The sequence below is a fragment of the Pseudorhodobacter sp. W20_MBD10_FR17 genome (assembly GCF_052119765.1).
Taxonomy (GTDB): domain Bacteria; phylum Pseudomonadota; class Alphaproteobacteria; order Rhodobacterales; family Rhodobacteraceae; genus Pseudorhodobacter.
Genome location: NZ_JBGQOQ010000005.1, coordinates 115,703 through 133,180 on the forward strand (window position 1 = coordinate 115,703; position 17,478 = coordinate 133,180).

The 17,478-nt window shown below is 60.6% G+C and carries 15 protein-coding genes and 1 pseudogene; 7 read left to right on the forward strand and 9 right to left on the reverse strand.

Annotated elements, in window-relative coordinates; genetic code table 11:
* Position 1: 1 nt before the first annotated feature.
* Positions 2 to 604: a nucleoside triphosphate hydrolase gene (locus ACEN2J_RS05160; RefSeq protein ID WP_442103839.1), complete on the reverse strand. Its 603-nt coding sequence runs from the start codon at positions 602 to 604 to the stop codon at positions 2 to 4.
* Positions 601 to 1,590, reverse strand: coding sequence for a type I glyceraldehyde-3-phosphate dehydrogenase (locus ACEN2J_RS05165; RefSeq protein WP_442103840.1), 990 nt, complete (start codon positions 1,588 to 1,590; stop codon positions 601 to 603). Before ACEN2J_RS05165 ends, ACEN2J_RS05160 begins: the two co-directional genes overlap by 4 nt.
* A 202-nt stretch (positions 1,591 to 1,792) precedes the next feature.
* On the opposite strand from ACEN2J_RS05165, the pseudogene ACEN2J_RS05170 reads away from it, so the two are divergent.
* Positions 1,793 to 1,891, forward strand: a pseudogene (locus ACEN2J_RS05170) (phosphate acetyltransferase); the annotation flags it as partial.
* A 192-nt stretch (positions 1,892 to 2,083) separates the two neighbouring features.
* On the opposite strand, the gene ACEN2J_RS05175 reads toward ACEN2J_RS05170, so the two are convergent.
* Positions 2,084 to 3,469: a bifunctional enoyl-CoA hydratase/phosphate acetyltransferase gene (locus ACEN2J_RS05175; protein ID WP_442103841.1), complete on the reverse strand. Its 1,386-nt coding sequence runs from the start codon at positions 3,467 to 3,469 to the stop codon at positions 2,084 to 2,086.
* Between the two features lie 87 nt (positions 3,470 to 3,556).
* Positions 3,557 to 3,754 carry a heavy-metal-associated domain-containing protein gene (locus tag ACEN2J_RS05180; RefSeq protein WP_442103843.1) on the reverse strand — a complete coding sequence of 66 codons (198 nt, stop codon included), beginning with the start codon at positions 3,752 to 3,754 and terminating at the stop codon, positions 3,557 to 3,559.
* Positions 3,755 to 3,886: 132 nt separating this feature from the next.
* Between ACEN2J_RS05180 and ACEN2J_RS05185 the strand changes: the two genes are divergently transcribed.
* Together ACEN2J_RS05185 and cueR are read left to right on the forward strand one after the other, a co-directional pair.
* Entirely contained in the window at positions 3,887 to 6,328 is a 2,442-nt protein-coding gene (locus ACEN2J_RS05185; RefSeq protein WP_442103844.1) for a heavy metal translocating P-type ATPase, read from the forward strand.
* The gene (cueR, locus tag ACEN2J_RS05190; protein WP_442103846.1) at positions 6,325 to 6,714 is read left to right on the forward strand and encodes a Cu(I)-responsive transcriptional regulator; all 390 of its coding nucleotides are present in this window, start codon (positions 6,325 to 6,327) and stop codon (positions 6,712 to 6,714) included. The genes ACEN2J_RS05185 and cueR overlap by 4 nt, the downstream gene beginning before the upstream one ends.
* Positions 6,715 to 6,779: 65 nt before the next feature.
* On the opposite strand, the gene ACEN2J_RS05195 is transcribed toward cueR, so the two are convergent.
* The 3 genes from ACEN2J_RS05195 to hemE form a co-directional block, all read right to left on the reverse strand.
* On the reverse strand, positions 6,780 to 8,372 hold the full coding sequence (locus ACEN2J_RS05195; RefSeq protein ID WP_442103848.1) for an alpha-amylase family glycosyl hydrolase: 1,593 nt from the start codon (positions 8,370 to 8,372) through the stop codon (positions 6,780 to 6,782).
* A gap of 74 nt (positions 8,373 to 8,446) precedes the next feature.
* Entirely contained in the window at positions 8,447 to 9,142 is a 696-nt protein-coding gene (locus ACEN2J_RS05200; protein WP_442103850.1) for a YoaK family protein, read from the reverse strand.
* Between the two features lie 80 nt (positions 9,143 to 9,222).
* Positions 9,223 to 10,254 (reverse strand): uroporphyrinogen decarboxylase, encoded by a 1,032-nt coding sequence (gene hemE / locus ACEN2J_RS05205; protein ID WP_442103851.1) that lies wholly within the window; start codon positions 10,252 to 10,254, stop codon positions 9,223 to 9,225.
* Between the two features lie 110 nt (positions 10,255 to 10,364).
* On the opposite strand from hemE, the gene hemC reads away from it, so the two are divergent.
* Together hemC and ACEN2J_RS05215 are read left to right on the forward strand one after the other, a co-directional pair.
* Positions 10,365 to 11,321: a hydroxymethylbilane synthase gene (gene hemC / locus ACEN2J_RS05210; RefSeq protein WP_442103853.1), complete on the forward strand. Its 957-nt coding sequence runs from the start codon at positions 10,365 to 10,367 to the stop codon at positions 11,319 to 11,321.
* Positions 11,308 to 12,033, forward strand: a complete 726-nt coding sequence (locus tag ACEN2J_RS05215) for a serine/threonine protein phosphatase (RefSeq protein WP_442103855.1) — start codon at positions 11,308 to 11,310, stop codon at positions 12,031 to 12,033. The genes hemC and ACEN2J_RS05215 overlap by 14 nt, the downstream gene beginning before the upstream one ends.
* Here the strand turns inward: ACEN2J_RS05215 and ACEN2J_RS05220 are convergent.
* Both ACEN2J_RS05220 and ACEN2J_RS05225 read right to left on the reverse strand, forming a co-directional pair.
* A complete protein-coding gene (locus ACEN2J_RS05220; protein ID WP_442103857.1) occupies positions 12,030 to 13,445 on the reverse strand; it encodes an FAD-binding oxidoreductase in 1,416 nt (471 codons plus the stop codon). The two genes, ACEN2J_RS05215 and ACEN2J_RS05220, sit on opposite strands and share 4 nt — an antisense overlap.
* Before the next feature lie 78 nt (positions 13,446 to 13,523).
* Positions 13,524 to 14,216, reverse strand: a complete 693-nt coding sequence (locus ACEN2J_RS05225) for an arylesterase (RefSeq protein WP_442103858.1) — start codon at positions 14,214 to 14,216, stop codon at positions 13,524 to 13,526.
* On the opposite strand from ACEN2J_RS05225, the gene ACEN2J_RS05230 reads away from it, so the two are divergent.
* Positions 14,215 to 14,907 carry an ABC transporter ATP-binding protein gene (locus ACEN2J_RS05230; RefSeq protein ID WP_442103859.1) on the forward strand — a complete coding sequence of 231 codons (693 nt, stop codon included), beginning with the start codon at positions 14,215 to 14,217 and terminating at the stop codon, positions 14,905 to 14,907. The two genes, ACEN2J_RS05225 and ACEN2J_RS05230, sit on opposite strands and share 2 nt — an antisense overlap.
* Positions 14,904 to 17,423 carry an ABC transporter permease gene (locus ACEN2J_RS05235; protein ID WP_442103861.1) on the forward strand — a complete coding sequence of 840 codons (2,520 nt, stop codon included), beginning with the start codon at positions 14,904 to 14,906 and terminating at the stop codon, positions 17,421 to 17,423. Before ACEN2J_RS05230 ends, ACEN2J_RS05235 begins: the two co-directional genes overlap by 4 nt.
* The last annotated feature ends 55 nt before the right edge of the window (positions 17,424 to 17,478 follow it).

Below are 17,478 nucleotides of genomic sequence, written 5' to 3' on the forward strand. Positions count from 1 at the left end.
GCTAGCCTTGCCGGATCACAACATCCGCGAGGGCCGAGCCTTCAACCACACGCCGCGCATTGGGAATGTCATTACCCATCGCACGCGCAACCGCTGCTGCACCGTCCAACCCGTGGTCGCGCCACCGTTGCACCAGCCGCGACTCGAGCACCTCCAAGGGCACCTCAATACCGATTGTCAGGTCCCAAAAACCGGCCAGCGCGGCCCAAGGCTGTGCGTTCAGCAGCAGATAGTTGCCTTCAATCAGCAGCACGCGCTGATCTGGCCCGATAACCCGCGCGCCTGCAATGGCAATATCACGGGGGCGGTCAAACACGGGGATCACCACCTCTTCGCCGCGCCGCAGCCGCGCGATCATGTTCACAAAGCCCGCCGCATCAAAGCTTTCCGGCGCACCTTTGCGGGCCAGCAAACCGCGTTGCTCCAGCACCCGATTGTCCAGATGAAACCCGTCCATCGGCACCACGGCAGCGCCTGCAATCTGCTCGGCCAAAGCCTCGGCCAGGGTGGATTTGCCCGCCCCCGGTGCGCCAGCAATCGCCACCAGAACACGGCCCGTGGTGGCGCGGCTCGCTGCAGTAATGGCGTCTATTGCTGCCTTCATTGGGCTTGTTCCATCAATAGGGCCACATCCAACATCCGGTTAGAGAATCCCCACTCATTATCATACCACCCGAAAACCCGCAACATACCACCGCGCGTGATGCGGGTTTCGGGGCATGCCATGACAATGCTTTCGCGCCGCGCCCGCATATCGGTGGATACCAGCGCGCGTTCGGTCGCGCCGATCACCCCGCCAGCCGCCCGAAAGGCGGCATTCACCGCCTCAACTGTTGCGGGCCGCTTGGTCATCACGGCCAGATCAACCGCCGAAACGCTGACAACCGGCACCCGCACGGCCGATCCTTCGATCCGACCAGCAAGCGCGGGCAACACCTCATCCAGCAGGCGCTGCGCCGAGGTGGTCGTCGGCACCATTGAAACCGCGGCGGCACGACTGCGGGCAAAATCGGCAGCGGGGGCATCAACGGTCGGTTGGCTGCCGGTATAGCAATGGATTGTGGTCATCGAGCCAGTCTCAATCCCCCATTCGGCATCCAGCAGCGCCACAAGCGGGGCAAGCGCGTTGGTGGTACAGGAGGCGTTTGACAGGATGCGATGATCGTGCAGGTTTAGCCCTGCCGCATTCGCGCCCAGAACGACCGTGTAATCCGCCGCCTTTGAGGGGCCCGACACCAGCACCCGCGCGGCCCCTGCCCGCAATCCACGCGCCGCCATTTCGCGGCCATCGGCGCGGCCAGTACATTCCATCACCAAATCGACCCCGCGCAGATCTAGCGTTGAGATATCGGACGCACGGTGCAGCGGAATGCGCCGACCGTCGATTATCAAATCCGAACCTTCTTGGGCCGTTGTGCCGCGCCACGGGCCAAAAATACTGTCATATTCGAACAAATAGGCGCACATATCGGCGGCGGCGATATCGTTCACACCGACCACTTCCAAGCCCGGCCAACGGTCGGGTGATTGCAAAAAGGCGCGCAAAACCGACCGCCCGATCCGGCCAAACCCGTTGATAAAGATCCGCATTTTGCCGCCTTTCATTTTGGCAAGTCAGATCATGGCACGGGTTTGGGTTCAAGCACAGCGCGGCATGAATTTTGTACCAGTCACAAAACAATGGGCTTGCGCGCCCAGCCTGCGAAACCGCAGGCTATGACGAAATCACCCCTTAAGAGCCAGAAGTTTCATCCGCACCAAGCCTTTGATCGCCATGCTGCCCAGCAGCAAGATTAGCCACGCCGAGGCGGCAGGCTTGGTCATGGGCGCACGGGTGCCTGTTACCCTGAACTCGCGGTCTGACAGCTCTATGGCACGGCTGCCAACTTGCATCGGTGATCGGGATGACGGTCGTAGCGCTGCTCAAAAACCAAGTCTCACGCGGAAACTGCACCGCTTGCATGTCATCAAGCTGAATATGGCCGCCAATCAGCACCTCATTCAAAATGCCTGTCAGATCAGTTTGCGAAAACGCGGTGCAGGGCCAGCCTATCAAGGCATAAAGCTGCGCCTAAAACAGGTTTTATTCGGTCGCCTGATGCATACGCGCGTGGTGAATTGCGGCAACCGCGCAAGACGCCAGCCGCGCCATAGAGCTGTCAGACCGCGAGTTCAGGATAACCGGCACCCGTGCGCCCATGACCAAGCCTGCCGCCTCGGCGTGGCTGATATAAGCAAGCTGTTTGGCCAGCATATTGCCCGCGTCGATGCCCGGTACAATCAGCACCTCGGCGCGTCCTGCAACCTCGGATTTGATGCCTTTGATGCGGGCCGCGGCCATAGAAACCGCGTTATCCATCGCCAACGGGCCATCCACAAAGCCACCCATAATCTGGCCACGTTCCGCCATTTTCGACAAAAGCGCTGCATCCAGCGACGATGGGATATCGGGGTTCACGGTTTCCACGGCTGACAGTACGCCAACGCGGGGTTGCGCGATGCCGATCGAAATCGCCAAATCAATAGCGTTCTGCACGATATCAACTTTGGTGGCGAGGTCGGGGGCGATATTGATCGCGGCGTCCGATACCAGCAGTGGGTGGTCCAAACCGGGCACATCCATCACGAAAATATGCGTCAGGCGGCGGCCAATGCGCAGGCCTTTTTCACGGTCAACCATCGGGCGCAGCATGTCATCAGTGTGCAGATTGCCCTTCATCAACGCATCGGCGCGTCCCTCATGCACCAAGGCCACAGCGCGGGCGGCAGCATTGGCGTGCTGCGGCTCGTCTATGATTTCAATGCCTGTCAGATCGGCGCCAAGCTCTACCGCTGCTGCTTGGATTTTGCCAAGGTGGCCGATCAGGATCGGGGTGATGATGGTATGTTTCATTGCCAGAATAGCACCACCCAATGATGCGGCGTTTTCGGGGCAAATCACGGCGGTTCGCAGCAGAGGCAAGGGTTCGGCGCGGGCCAAGATCGCCTCAAAATGGCGGTGACGGCGAACTGTCAGGCCCGGCAGCGTAGACCCGTCAACGCGGTAAGGGCGGGCTGGCGCTTGCACACGTACCGTGCCGGACAGGATAAGCGTGCCGTCCATTTCACGGGTTACTTCGGCCGCAAGGGTGACGACGCCGTCATCAAGGCCAGTGACGGTGACTTTGGTGACCAATTCGTCATCGGCTTTGGCGCGCGTGTGAAAGCTATAGTTTTGCGACAGGGTCATAATGCCCGGCCCCGGCAGATGCGAGCCAAGCAGCGCCGCCACAAGCGACGCCGCAAAGGCAGAAGGCACCATCGCCTCGGCCTGCCCGTCGCCGTCACCATCAAGGCCGGGCAAGTACAGCGGGTTATAGTTGCCCGTGGCCGACGCAAAAATGAACAGGTCATCGGCGCTACAAAGCCGGGTGGCGCTTGCGGTATCACCCAATTTCAGCGTCTCGAACAAACGGTTCTCAAGGATCATGTCACACTCCGTAGTCTGCGCCATAGTCAGGCGCGTTGGCCCTCCGCCCCCCTTTGTGACGGTGTCGTGTAACAGGGGCAAGGTCCGTTAGATGGATTGCGCCGGAAACCCTACGGCAGCAAGGGCCGCAACAAGCGCCGCCTCGGGGTGGGATGAGGTGATTTCGGCGCGGCGGGTGACCAGATCAACCAGCACGGTGGCTGCTGGGTCCAGTTTCTGGATTGCTGCCTCAACCGAAGATTTGCAGTGGCCGCAGCTCATATCAGGGATGGAAAACGTTGTCATGGATGCTCCTTTGGGTTTTCCGGAATTTGTGAGGTTCCAGTTGGGGGAAGGTCAAGACAGATAATTTGCAGAATGGGGCCTTGACCTTCCAGTAACTAGAACCCCTATGTGTGCCATGAAAGTGAGGGCACTATGGCCGAGATTATGTTTGAGGTCGAAGGAATGACCTGTGGTGCCTGCGTGGGCCGCGTTGAACGGATTTTGACCGCTATAGACGGTGTTGACCATGCCGAGGCCAACCTTGCAAATGGCACGGCCAGCGTGAAAGGCGGTGCTGCCCCTGCCCTTGCATTGGCTTTGAAAAACGCAGGCTTTGGCGCGCGGCAATCGCAGATCACTTTGGCGGTTACAGGCATGACCTGCGCGTCTTGTGTCGGGCGGGTGGAACGTGGATTGGCGGCCGTGCCGGGCGTGGTTTCGGCTCAGGTGAACCTTGCGAATGAGACCGCCGAAGTTCGATTTTTGGCGGGTGCGCTGGGGGCAGAGACCTTAATTTCCACAATAGCAGACCTTGGCTATGTTGCAAAAGTGCAAGTGGCTGCGGCCTCGGATGACCACAAAGCCAAGGAAATTCTGGCGCTGCAACGGCAGTTGCTCATCGCAATTGCGCTGGCCTTGCCGGTCTTCGTTCTGGAAATGGGCGGGCATATGGTGCCTGCGTTTCATCATTGGATCGCACAAACCATTGGCACGCAAAACAGTTGGCTGGTGCAATTCGCGCTAACCTCACTGGTGCTGATCGGGCCGGGGCGGGTGTTTTACACGCGCGGTTGGGCCGCAATGCGCCACCTTGCGCCCGACATGAACGCGCTGGTGATGATTGGCACGGCAGCGGCCTATGGCTTTTCTGTCATCGCCACCTTTGCGCCCGATCTGCTGCCCAGCACGGCGCGGGCCGTGTATTATGAGGCGGCAGCGGTGATTGTAACGCTGATCCTGCTGGGCCGCTGGCTAGAGGCACGCGCCAAGGGGCGCACAGGTGCGGCAATTGCGCGGCTGGTTGGCCTTGCGCCGCAAACGGCACGGGTCGAACGTGGCGGCGCGGTGCAAGAAATCGCACTAGACGCCGTTGTCGTCGGTGACATTTTGCACCTGCGCCCTGGTGAAAAAATCGCTGTAGATGGAGAGGTGATCGACGGGCGCAGCTATGTCGATGAAAGCATGATTACGGGCGAACCTGCGCCGGTAGAAAAGGCCCCTGGTGCTATGGTCACAGGCGGCACGGTCAACGGCACGGGGGCTTTACAATACCGCGCGCTGCGGGTGGGCGCAGATACGATGCTGGCGCAGATTATCCGCATGGTGGCACAGGCACAGGGCGCGCGGCTGCCGGTGCAGGATGTTGTGAACAAGATCACCGGCTGGTTTGTGCCCGCTGTGTTGGCGGCGGCCGCGCTGACGGTGCTGATCTGGCTGGCTTTTGGGCCAACGCCTGCGCTGACGCACGCGCTTGTGGCGGGGGTGGCTGTGCTGATTATCGCCTGCCCTTGCGCGATGGGGCTGGCGGTGCCTGTGTCTATTATGGTCGGCACGGGACGCGCGGCGGAACTGGGGGTTCTGTTTCGCAAAGGGGCGGCTCTGCAAGCCTTGCAATCGGTTGATGTTGTGGCCTTGGATAAAACCGGCACGCTGACGGCGGGGCGCCCCGAGATGACAGACTTGGTGCTGGCGCAAGGCTTTAACAGCCAAGTGGTGCTGGCCCGCGTGGCCGCACTCGAGGCCAAATCCGAACACCCCATAGCCCAAGCGATTTTGCGTGCGGCAACCGAACGGGGGCTAGAGGTGCCGCCGGCCTTTGATTTTGTCTCGCACACCGGTTTTGGCATTGCTGGGCATGTGGCGGGGCAGCGGGTGCTGGTCGGCTCGGCCCGGTTTATGGCACAGCAGGGTATAGACATTGGCGACTTGGCCAAAGCGGGCAGCACGCTGGCTACAGATGGCAAAACACCGCTTTATGCCGCCCTGCACGGTCAGATCGCCGCGGTAATTGGCGTGGCTGACCCTGTGAAAACCGGCACTCCTGAGGCCATTGCAGCGTTGCAGGCAATGGGGCTGCGGCTGGTCATGATCTCGGGCGATACGGCCGAGACTGCGCGGGTGATTGCCGGTGGTTTGGGCATCAAGGACGTGATCGCCGAGGTGTTGCCGGATGGTAAAGTTGCGGCGGTGCAAGGCTTTCGCGATCAAGGCTTGCGGGTGGCCTTTGTGGGCGATGGCATCAATGATGCGCCTGCGCTGGCACTGGCCGATGTGGGCATCGCGATTGGCACAGGGACGGATGTGGCGATTGAAGCGGCAGATGTGGTGCTGATGTCGGGCGATTTGCGCGGCGTGGTTTCGGCACTGGCCGTCAGCCGCGCGACGATGCGCAACATCAAACAAAACCTGTTTTGGGCCTTTGGCTATAACGCAGCGCTGATCCCTGTCGCGGCGGGAATTTTGTACCCTGTTTGGGGGGTACAACTGTCGCCCGTCTTGGCGGCGGGGGCGATGGCGATGTCTTCGGTGTTTGTTCTGACCAACGCGCTGCGGTTGCGCTGGGTTGCCGGGACAAGAACGGCGGCACGAAAATGAACATCAAAGAGGCGGGCGGGCGGGCCGGACTGCCCGCCAAAACCATCCGATATTATGAGGAAGTCGGGCTGATCCGGCCCTTGCGTGACAGCAATGGCTACCGCGCGTTTCGCGAAAGTGATGTGCATAAGCTGGGATTTTTGGGGCGCGCGCGGGCGCTTGGCTTTACGATTGAAGATTGCCGCGTGTTGTTATCGCTTTATGAAGACCAAAGCCGCGCGAGTGCGGATGTAAAAGCCTTGGCGCAAAAGCACCTTACCCAGATTTCAGACAAAATCGCAGGATTGCAGGCAATGCAAAACACGCTGACGCACCTTGTAGCCTGTTGCCACGGTGATGACCGCCCCGACTGCCCAATTCTGGCCGATCTTGCCCCGCCGGAGTAACGATTTTTCGTCGAAAAATCAGACCCTTGCCTCCGGCGGGGATATTTAAGCCAAACAGAAAGCCGTTATTGCGATTTTGCGGTTGTCGCCCCTGTCAGGAAAGCAAAGCCATTCGCGCCAAGGGTCAGGGTATTGCCTGCCAGATCCGCGTTTTGCGAGGGGCCTTGGAGAGTGGGTTCGCCGTTCACCATCAGAGTGGCGCTGTTTGGCGACAGGTTGTAAAGGCACATCAGATCGTCGCGCAGAAAGCATAGCAGCGGGTCGGGCACATTCAGAAAAATGGTTTTGCCCTGTTTCAGCGCGGGGGTGTTTTTGCGGAAAGCGAGCGTTTCGCGATAGCTTTCCAGTACCGAGCCTGCGCCTTGGCTGGCCACATTGCGGGATTTTTGCGGTGGTTTGATCGGCAGCCACGGCGTACCCGTGGTAAAGCCCGCCTGATCGCTGTTATCCCAGGCCATCGGCGTGCGGCAGCCATCGCGGCCTTTGTAATCGGGCCAGAATTTGAACCCTGGCGGGTCGGTTAGCTCGGAATAAAGGATGTCGGTTTCTGTCTGGCCCAGCTCCTCGGCTTGATAGAGGCAGAGCGAGCCTTCAAAACCGGCCAGCATTGCAATCGCCTGTTTTGCCAGCGCATCTGGGGCGCCATAGTCGGCCCAGCGCGTCACATGGCGGGCAACGTCATGGTTGGAAAATGCCCAGCAGGGGCAGCCATTGGGGGCGGCGGCATAAAAGCCTTCAATCTTTTGGCGAAAGTGTTCGGCGGTGAATTCGGGGCCGAGCATATCGAAAGAATATGCCATATGCAGGCGGGTAGTGCCTGCGGTGTATTGGGCCATAATCTCGCCCGCGCGGCGGGATTCACCGACTTCCCCCACCATCGCGCGATCCCCAAACTCATCCGTCAGGGCGCGTAAACGTTCCAGAAACGCCAGATTTTCGGGGCGGTTTTTGGAATAGAGGTGGTCTTGCATGTCATAGGGATTGACCTTGGGCGCCGCCGTATTGCGCGGATCGGGCGGGTTCGAGCGCAGCTTTTGGTCGTGGAAATAAAAGTTGACCGTATCCAGCCGAAAGCCGTCGACCCCACGTTCCAACCAAAAGCGCATAGTGGATAGGAGCCAGTCCTGCACATCCGGATTATGAAAATTGAAATCAGGCTGCGAGGTTAGGAAGTTGTGCAGATAATACTGACGGCGGCGCGAATCCCATTCCCAAGCTGAGCCGCCAAAGACCGAAACCCAGTTATTGGGCGGGGTGCCATCGGGCATCGGGTCTACCCAAACATACCAATCGGCGCGCGGGTTATCGCGGCTGGACCGGCTTTCCACAAAATGCGGGTGTTGGTCGGACGAATGGCTGATCACCTGATCTATGATCACTTTCAGCCCAAGTTCGTGTGCCTTTGCCAACATCGTGTCAAAATCGTCCATCGTGCCGAAGAGCGGGTCAATCCCAGTATAATCAGATACGTCATAGCCCATATCCCCCATCGGCGAGGTAAAGATCGGCGAGAGCCAAATCGCATCCACCCCAAGGCTGGCCACATAGTCTAGGCGCGCGGTGATGCCCGCAATATCACCGATCCCATCGCCGGAACTGTCCTGAAACGAGCGGGGATAGATTTGATATGTTACCGAATTGCGCCACCAGTCTTGCATGCTTACCGCCCCTTGTTTCCCAAGACAGACGACCCCAAAGCCGCGCGGGGTGCAAGCAGGTATTTTGCCCGCAATCACGCGCTGTGGGCGCGGAACACCTCAGGCAAGGCGATCAGCAGAAGCAAGACTGCTGCCAAAACCAGCAACCAGTACCCGACAAGCCCCAGCAACAGCACCCCGCACACCCCGCCCGCCGCAAAACATGCCAAGGTCAGGCTGTGCAACTTCAGCTTTGGCACCGCCTCACGCCGCAAATCGGCACCGCCCGCCAAGGCCGCCAGTTCTATCCCAACATCGGTTGCCATGCCTGATACATGCGTCGTCCGCACCCGCGCGCGCGAAATCATCGTGGTGGTGGCGTTTTGAAGCCCCATGACAAAGCTTAGTACAATCAGCAAAACCGTCTCGGGAATAGCGGCAGGTGCCAGAATAAACCCTGCCCCCAGAGCCAAAACAACCACGCCCTCGGCCGCAATCGCCAAAGCAAACACCGACCGCAGCCGGTATCTCTCGCCCGTTTGAATGGCCAGTGCCGTCACACCAGCCCCGCAAACAAAGGCAAGAACCAGCCCCGCAAACGAAAGCGCGAGCAGCGTGGTGCCGTTGGCCAAATGGTCCGCAAAGGCCGAGATATTGCCAGTCATATTGGCGGTAAACGACCCCGCCACCATAAACCCCACCGCATTCAGCGCCCCCGCCACCGACGACAGCAGCCCCGCAAGGGCAAGGTCTATGCTCGCAGTACGCGCGTCGCCCACTCGGATCAGCATATCGGGGCCCCTTTACCTAGCGTTGCAAACCGGCAGGTCCGACCCGCCATTTCATCTTGGCCCAAATACCTAATCCGCCCTTAGCCCCCGCGCACGGCCTCGATCATGCGTGACACGTTGTCAGGGTCAGCATCGGGCGTAATGCCATGGCCCAGGTTAAAGATATGCGGCCCGCCTGAAAAAGCCTTGACGATATGGCGGGTTTCATCAATCAGGGCTTGGCCGCCGGTGACCATGTGGTGCGACGCAAGGTTGCCTTGCACGCAGCCATCAACTTGCACATTTGCCGCACCCCATTCGGGCGTGACAGAATTGTCCAGTGCCACGCAATCCGCACCCGTCGCCTTTGCAAACCCTATATAGCCATCGCCGCCCTCACGCGGAAAGGCGATGATCGGCAGGGTCGGATGGCGCCGTTTCAGCTCGGCAATGATGCGCTTGGCAGGCAGCAGGGCGAAATCATGGAAATCCGCGCCTTTCAGGCTGCCGGCCCAAGAATCAAACAGCTTGACCACCTCGGCACCCGCTTGCACTTGGGCATCTAGATATTCGATTGTGCCGTCTGTAATCCGGTCGATCAACGCGACAAAGGCCGCGCGGTCGGTGTCTTTCAGCTTATGCGCGGGGGCTTGGTCGGGGGTGCCACGGCCTGCAATCATATAGGTGGCCACCGTCCACGGCGCACCGGCAAAGCCGATCAGCGTGGTTTCAGGCGGCAATTCGCGCGCCAGAATTTTCACCGTCTCATAGATCGGCGACAGGGTTTCGTGGATATCGGCGGTAGGGCGCAACGCCATAACACCCGCCATATCGGTGATAGTCGAAAGGCGAGGCCCCTCACCCGTGACAAACCACAAATCCGCGCCAAGTGCTTGCGGCAACAGCAAAATATCTGCAAACAAAATGGCAGCGTCAAAACCGTAACGGCGGATCGGTTGCAACGTCACCTCGGCCGCCAGATCGGGGTTATAGCACAGCTTTAGAAAATCGCCCGCCTGTGCCCGCGTGGCGCGATATTCAGGCAAATAGCGGCCCGCCTGACGCATCATCCAGATCGGGGGCGTGGGCAGGGTTTCGCCGCGCAGCGCACGCAGGATGGTTTTGTCGGTCATCGGGCTCTCCATTTCTACTTGGCCCCCTGAGTTCCAAGATGTGGGGCGCTTGTCAATATGACACATCATCGCCAGTTGAAAGCTCTGCTGCGGAACGCTAGGAAGGGGCCATGAAAAACGCACCCCCATCCCCCGCCCAGCCGTTGCGCATTGGTACCCGTGGCTCGCCGCTTGCCCTGTGGCAGGCGCATGAGGTGCGGCGCTGTTTGATGCAAGCGCATAACCTGCCTGACGCTGCCTTTGAGGTGGTTGTCATCAAGGTAAGTGGCGACAATCGCAGCATGATTGCCGCAGATCGCCCGCTAAAGGAAATCGGCAACAAAGGCCTGTTCACGCGCGAGATTGAGGATGCTTTGCTGGATGGCAGCATCGACATCGCTGTGCATTCGATGAAAGACATGCCGACCGAACAGCCCGAGGGTTTGGTGCTGGAGTGCTATTTGCCACGCCAAGACGTACGCGACGGATTTTTATCGCCGGTTGCAGCTGGGCTGGCGGATTTGCCGCAGGGCGCTGTGGTGGGGTCGTCCAGTTTGCGGCGGCGTGCACAACTGGCACTGCGTAGGCCCGACCTAAAGCTGGTCGAATTTCGCGGCAACGTGCAAACGCGGATGCAAAAGCTGCAAGATGGCGCTGCCTCGGCAACGTTCCTTGCTATGGCGGGTTTGAACCGTTTGGGCATGGCCGATATGGCGCGCTGCGCGATTGAACCCGAGGAAATGCTGCCCGCAGTGGCCCAAGGCGCAATTGGCATTGAGCAAAGCTGCGATGATGCGCGGGTACGGGCGCTGCTGGATGCGATCCACTGCACGCCCACGGGGTTGCGCGTAAATGCCGAGCGCGCGTTTTTGCGCGCGATGGACGGGTCTTGTGAAACCCCTATTGCGGCGCTGGCGCTGCTTGAAGACGACCAGATCTGGCTGCGCGGCGAGATTTTGCGCCCTGACGGATCGGAATCTTTGGCCGATGATATTCGTGGGGCGGCGGCCGATGGCGTGGCCCTTGGCCAAGCATTGGCCCAACGATTGCTAGCCCGCGCGCCCGCAGGTTTCTTTGACTGGCGTTGATACGCCGCTATACGCGGCAGTTGCGGCGGCTTTGGCTGGGCCTTACGCCCGCGTCATGCCTTTGACGCTCCCCGATGGCCGCAAAGTTTGGCTGAAACGGGCCGAGCGTCTGACGGGCCGGATGCGGTTGCAAAAGGGCAGCGGCATGAAAGGCTTTGCCCGCGAATGGGGTGGACTGCACCTGTTGGGCGGCTTGGGCCTGCCAGTGGCCCCCATTCTAGCCGAGGGGCCAGATTGGTTTGTCAGCCCGGATTTAGGGCAAACCTTGCGGCGTTTGATGTGGGAGCCTTCGGTCGGCAATACCGCCATTTTTGCCGCCGCAGGGACCGCGCTTGCAAAACTGCATTTGGCCAGCTACCGCCACGGCCGCCCCGCCATACGCGATTTGTGTTGGGATGGGCGGGCGGTGCATTTCATTGATCTGGAACGGTTTTCTGACGTGAAATCCGATCCGCGCGGGTTGGCCATTGATCTGATGATCTTTGCCCATAGCCTGATTGCAGACGGCCTAAAAGCCCCCGCCGGTACCGCCCAGCCATTGCAAAACGCCGCCTTTACCGCCTACCGCGCGCTGGCACCGGGGATTTGGGCGCAAGCGGGGGTAACGGCAGGCTGGCTGCGGTGGCTGGGGCCGGTATCGCGGCTAAAGCCGGACACCCGCGAATGGCAAGCGATTGGGCCTACGCTGGCGCTGTTCCGGCAAAATCTTTAGGCCAGATCGGGAATAACCTTGCCAGGGTTCATGCGGTTGTCGGGGTCGAGTACGGCCTTGACCGACCGCATCACCGCCAACGCCACAGGGTCTTTGCGCCGCGCCATTGATGCGCGTTTTGACAAGCCCACGCCATGCTCGGCCGAAAAACTGCCATGCAGGGCTTGGACTTCATCCTCGACCGCCTCGACCACTTTATCATAGAGCGCCGGGTCATCACGCGTCGGGAACACGGTATAATGCACGTTCCCATCCCCCAGATGGGCGACGCAAATATCCTCGGCACCCTTGTCCAATGTCGGCAGGCGCGCGGCCATACGGCGCAAGAACGTATCAACCTGATCGACCGGCACCGCGATGTCGGTATCGATTGCAGGTTTGCGGGCAAAGGTAATCTCGGCGGCCAACTCGCGGCGTTCCCACATGGCGCGGCGCTGCGCCTCGTTCTGGGCGATTTCGGCATCAAGCACGGTGCCCTCTTCCATCATATCGGCCAAAATTTGGGTCAACAGCGCCACCACCGGCACCTCGCCCGCATCATCGGGGGTGGCATCTCGCGGGGCTACGGCGCCCAGTTCAACCAGAATATTCACCTGCTGGCGCGGAGTGAACGGCTGGCGAATATCGGGGCGGGCCTCATGCAGTCGGCGCATATAGCTTTCGGGCATATACTCAAACGCCTCAACCGCGCCGCCGGTCTCGTTGCGCAGGCGGTTCAGCAGGGTCAGCGCATCGGGAAGTGACTTTGCGGCAAGCGTCGCTGTGGCATAGGCGCGCGGACGTGGCACCAGTTTCATCACTGCCGCCGTGATAATGCCCAGCGTGCCCTCGGCCCCGATGAACAGATTGCGCAGGTCATAGCCCGAGTTATCCTTGTGCAATTCAGACATCAGGTTCAGCACCTGACCATCGGCCAGCACCACCTCTAACCCCAAGCACAAAGCGCGGGTCGAGCCATAGCGCAGCACGTTAGACCCGCCTGCATTGGTCGAGAGCACGCCACCAATCATCGCCGAGCCGCGCGCGCCAAACCATAGCGGAAAGTACAGGCCCTCGGCCTCGGCGGCCTGATGCAAGCTGTCAAGGATCACGCCCGCCTCGACCACGGCAATCCGCGCTTGTGGGCGGATGTCGCGGATGCGGTTCAGCCGCTCGACCGAGATCATCAAACCGCCGCGCGTCATCGCGCCGCCGACCAACCCTGTGCGGCCCGAAATCGGCACCACCGCCACGCCGTGCTTTGCCGCAAGGCGCAGGCAGCTGGAAACCTCGGCGGTATTGGCAGGGCGGACAACGGCCACCGGATCGGCAGTATAGCTGCCCGTCCAATCGCCGATGTGGCCTGCGCGGTCAGCGCCGGTAAGCACGTGGGCAGCACCCAAAGCCTGCGTAAGATCGGCGATCAATGTCATATGCAGCCCCCCTATTTGCGCTACGCGCATCTTGCGTTGCCCCGTTGTTGCGCAACGCACAATCAAGGGCAAGTGCAGTTAAGGTTTCACCTGCGCCAACAGCTCTTGCACCGCGGGCCCCATCGCCGCGACAATCCGCGCCACGCCGTCACGGTTGGGGTGAATGCCGTCGGCTTGCATAAAGGCAGGATCAAGCCCGCCTTCGGGCGTGGCAATCGGCGCGAAATAAAGCGGCAGCAGCAGCGCCCCGAATTGCGCGGCCAAATCCGGATAAATCGCATCAAACTCGACCTTGTAGTCAGGACCGTAATTGCCGGGGGCAAGCAAGCCAACAAGCAAGACAGGCAAGCCTTTTGCCTGTGCGGCCTCCATAATCTTGGTCAAATTTGCGCGAGCCTCAGCGGGGGGTAGCCCCCGCAGCATATCATTGCCGCCAAGGTTCACGATCATCGCATCTGCGCCTTCGGACAAAGACCATTCCAACCGCGCCGCCCCGCCCGCCGTGGTATCGCCCGAAACGCCCGCATTCACCACATCGGCCTGCGACCCATGCGCCGCCAGCCAAGCTGTCATTTGCGGCACAAACCCATCTTCGGGCAGCAAGCCATAGCCAGCGGTCAAACTATCGCCCAGTGCCAAAACTTTGGGCATATCGGCAGCCAGTGCCGAACCTGTGACGGAAAACCCTAAAATCATCGTATAAACAATGTTGCGGATACCGCGCACCGCCCCATATGGAGGGGTAAGGCAAGACCGAAAGGCAGATTTCATGACGACACCTATTCTGGCGCTAGACAACGTAGCGCTGACGCTTGCGGGCAATGCAGGCCCAGTTTCCATTTTGCGCGGCATTACGCTGAACGTCCAGCGTGGCGAAAGTTTGGGGCTTATCGGGCCGTCGGGGTCGGGCAAATCGTCTCTCCTTATGGTCATGGGCGGGCTGGAACGGGCGACATCCGGGTCTGTCCGCGCCTTGGACAATGACCTGACAGCGATGGACGAAGACAGCCTCGCGCGCTTTCGTAGAGATCATATGGGGGTGGTGTTTCAATCTTTCCACCTTATTCCGACAATGACTGCGTTGGAAAACGTGGCGCTGCCGCTGGAACTGGGCGGGGTGCAAGATGCCTTTGGCCGCGCCGAGGCCGAGTTGAACGCCGTAGGTTTGGGTGCCCGCATGGACCATTACCCCAGCCAGATGTCAGGGGGCGAGCAGCAGCGTGTGGCGCTTGCCCGTGCCGCAGCCCCACGCCCTGCGATTTTGTTGGCGGATGAACCGACCGGCAACCTTGATGGCAAAAACGGCGCCGCGATCATGGACCTGCTGTTTGGCCTGCGCGACCGGCATGAGGCGACGCTGATCATGGTCACCCACGCGCCGGAACTGGCGCAGCGGTGCTCGCGCATTATCCGCCTGAAAGACGGTGTAATTGATACCGACGCGCTGGAGGGCGCAGCATGAGCCTGCGGTTAGCCGCCAAGCTGGCACGGCGCGAACTTCGTGGTGGATTAAAGGGCTTTCGGGTCTTTCTGGCCTGTTTGGCGCTGGGTGTCGCGGCAATTGCCGCCGTAGGCATGGTCCGCGCCGCGATTGAGGGCGGTTTGGCCGCGCAAGGTTCGGCCCTGCTGGGCGGCGATGCGCAAATGGAGTTTACTTATCGCACCGCGACCGATGACGAACGCGCCTTTATGGTTGCGATGGCCGTGGCCACGTCCGAAGTGATCGATTTCCGCTCTATGGCCGTGGTAGGCGAAGACCGCGCTTTAACGCAGGTGAAATCTGTCGACAGCGCCTATCCCTTGGTCGGCGCGGTCGAATTGGCCCCCGCGATCCCGCTGGCACAGGCCTTGGCGGTGGAAAACGGCCTGCCCGGTGCGGTGATGGACCGCGTTTTGGTTGATCGTTTGGGTCTTGCCTTGGGCGACCAATTCAAGATGGGCACACAAAGCTTTCGTCTTTCGGCGGTACTGGTTAAGGAACCCGATAGTGCTACGGGCGGCTTTGGCCTTGGCCCGCGCACGATTGTGCTGACCAGTGCCCTAAACGGCTCCGGCCTTATCACTGCGGGCAGTCTGTTTGAATCACAATATCGGCTGGTTTTGCCGCCAGAAACCGACCTAGAGGCCGCGAAAACAAGCGCCGAAGACGCCCTTCGTGACAAAGGCTTGCGCTGGTCGGATAGCCGCCGCGCCACACCGGGTGTCGCGCGGTTCGTCGAACGGATCGGGTCGTTCCTTGTGCTGGTCGGGCTTGCCGGTCTTGCTGTGGGCGGCGTCGGGGTTTCGGCCGCTGTGCGCGCCTATTTGGATGGAAAAATTGCCACGATTGCCACGCTGAAAACGCTGGGCGCAAGCGGGCGGCTGATCTTTCAAACCTATCTGTTGCAAATCGGGGCGTTGACGGTTTTGGGCGTCACCATGGGGCTGATTTTGGGCGCGGGCGTGCCATTGGCGCTGTCGCCGTTGATAAAGGCATCATTGCCGTTTCCGGTGGCGTTTGGCCTCTACCCTGCCCCTCTGCTTGAGGCTGCGTTTTACGGCGTGGTGACCGCGCTGCTGTTCACACTGTGGCCGCTGGCCCGCGTTCAAAATGTGCGGGCGGCGGTGCTGTATCGCGGCGGCGATGGCCGTGTGGCTTGGCCAAACTGGGTGCATTGGGTTTCACTGATTGGCTTGGTGATTTTGCTGATCGGCGGGGCGGCGTGGCTGTCGGGCCTTGCGCTTTTAGCGCTGTGGGCGGCGGCGGGGATTGTGGTGGCGCTGGGTATTTTATGGGCCACCGCCTACGGGCTGCGCCGTGCAGCGCGGGCCTTGGCGCGGTCAGGTTTGGCGCGGGGCCGCGTTGGTCTGCGGGCGGCACTGGCGGCGATTGGTGGGCCAAGGGATGAGGCGGCCTCGGTGATTTTATCGCTGGGGCTTGGGTTGACCGTTCTGGCCTCGGTCGGGCAAATCGATGCGAACCTGCGCGCGGCTATTACCCGTGATCTGCCAGCAATCGCCCCCAGCTATTTCTTTGTCGACATCCAGAACGACCAGATTGATGGCTTTTTGGCCCGCACCAAGGCCGACCCCGGCGTGACGCGCGTGGATGATGCGGCGATGTTGCGCGGCGTGGTGACCAAGATTAACGGCGTCGATGCACGGCAGGTTGCGGGCGAACACTGGGTCGTGCGCGGTGACCGTGGTGTGACCTATGCCGCCACCCTGCCCGAAGGCACTGAGTTGACCGGCGGCACGTTTTGGCCTGCTGATTACACCGGCCCGCCGCAGCTGTCCTTCGCCCAAGAAGAGGCGGATGAGATTGGCCTAATGCTGGGTGACAAAGTCACCGTAAACATCCTAGGCCGAGATATTGAGGCCGAGATTACCAGCTTTCGCAAAGTTGACTTTTCGACCGGCGGGATGGGGTTTGTGATGATGCTGAACCCTGCCGCTGTAGCGGGTGCGCCGCATACGTTCATCGCGACCGTCTATTCGGATGACGCGTCTGAGGCGAAACTGCTGCGCGATGTGGCGGGGGCCTATCCCAACATCACGGCGGTGCGGGTGCGCGATGCGATCAACCGTGTGTCAGATGCCCTGTCGGCCATCGCCACAGCCACGGCTTGGGCGGCTGGTGCGACTTTGCTAACCGGCTTTGTGGTACTGATCGGCGCGGCAGCAGCGGGTGAACGCGTCCGTATTTATGAGGCGGCGATATTGAAAACGCTCGGCGCCAGTCGGGCGCAGATCATGGGCAGTTTCGCGTTACGCGCGGCCCTGACGGGGGCTGCGGCGGGTGTGGTGGCGATTTTCGCTGGCGGCTTGGCGGCTTGGGCTGTCATGCATTTCGTGATGGATACTGCGTTTGTGTTTGAACCCGTCTCGGCGCTGGCAATCGTGATTGGTGGGGTTCTGGCCACGCTTTTGGCGGGGTTGGCCTTCGTGTGGCGACCCTTGGCCGCGCGGCCTGCGCAAGTGTTGCGGGCCCAAGAATAAACGTTTGGGGGGTGCCACAGGGTGCCCCCTTACACTATGATAGGCTGGAAAGAAC

What these genes read in the sequence shown, in the direction of transcription:
- ACEN2J_RS05160 (WP_442103839.1), bottom strand. Translation starts at nt 604, where the DNA reads ATGAAGGCAGCAATAGACGCCATTACTGCAGCGAGCCGCGCCACCACG.
- ACEN2J_RS05165 (WP_442103840.1), bottom strand. Translation starts at nt 1,590, where the DNA reads ATGCGGATCTTTATCAACGGGTTTGGCCGGATCGGGCGGTCGGTTTTG.
- ACEN2J_RS05175 (WP_442103841.1), bottom strand. Translation starts at nt 3,469, where the DNA reads ATGATCCTTGAGAACCGTTTGTTCGAGACGCTGAAATTGGGTGATACC.
- ACEN2J_RS05180 (WP_442103843.1), bottom strand. Translation starts at nt 3,754, where the DNA reads ATGACAACGTTTTCCATCCCTGATATGAGCTGCGGCCACTGCAAATCT.
- ACEN2J_RS05185 (WP_442103844.1), top strand. Translation starts at nt 3,887, where the DNA reads ATGGCCGAGATTATGTTTGAGGTCGAAGGAATGACCTGTGGTGCCTGC.
- cueR (WP_442103846.1), top strand. Translation starts at nt 6,325, where the DNA reads ATGAACATCAAAGAGGCGGGCGGGCGGGCCGGACTGCCCGCCAAAACC.
- ACEN2J_RS05195 (WP_442103848.1), bottom strand. Translation starts at nt 8,372, where the DNA reads ATGCAAGACTGGTGGCGCAATTCGGTAACATATCAAATCTATCCCCGC.
- ACEN2J_RS05200 (WP_442103850.1), bottom strand. Translation starts at nt 9,142, where the DNA reads ATGCTGATCCGAGTGGGCGACGCGCGTACTGCGAGCATAGACCTTGCC.
- hemE (WP_442103851.1), bottom strand. Translation starts at nt 10,254, where the DNA reads ATGACCGACAAAACCATCCTGCGTGCGCTGCGCGGCGAAACCCTGCCC.
- hemC (WP_442103853.1), top strand. Translation starts at nt 10,365, where the DNA reads ATGAAAAACGCACCCCCATCCCCCGCCCAGCCGTTGCGCATTGGTACC.
- ACEN2J_RS05220 (WP_442103857.1), bottom strand. Translation starts at nt 13,445, where the DNA reads ATGACATTGATCGCCGATCTTACGCAGGCTTTGGGTGCTGCCCACGTG.
- ACEN2J_RS05230 (WP_442103859.1), top strand. Translation starts at nt 14,215, where the DNA reads ATGACGACACCTATTCTGGCGCTAGACAACGTAGCGCTGACGCTTGCG.
- ACEN2J_RS05225 (WP_442103858.1), bottom strand. Translation starts at nt 14,216, where the DNA reads ATGAAATCTGCCTTTCGGTCTTGCCTTACCCCTCCATATGGGGCGGTG.
- ACEN2J_RS05235 (WP_442103861.1), top strand. Translation starts at nt 14,904, where the DNA reads ATGAGCCTGCGGTTAGCCGCCAAGCTGGCACGGCGCGAACTTCGTGGT.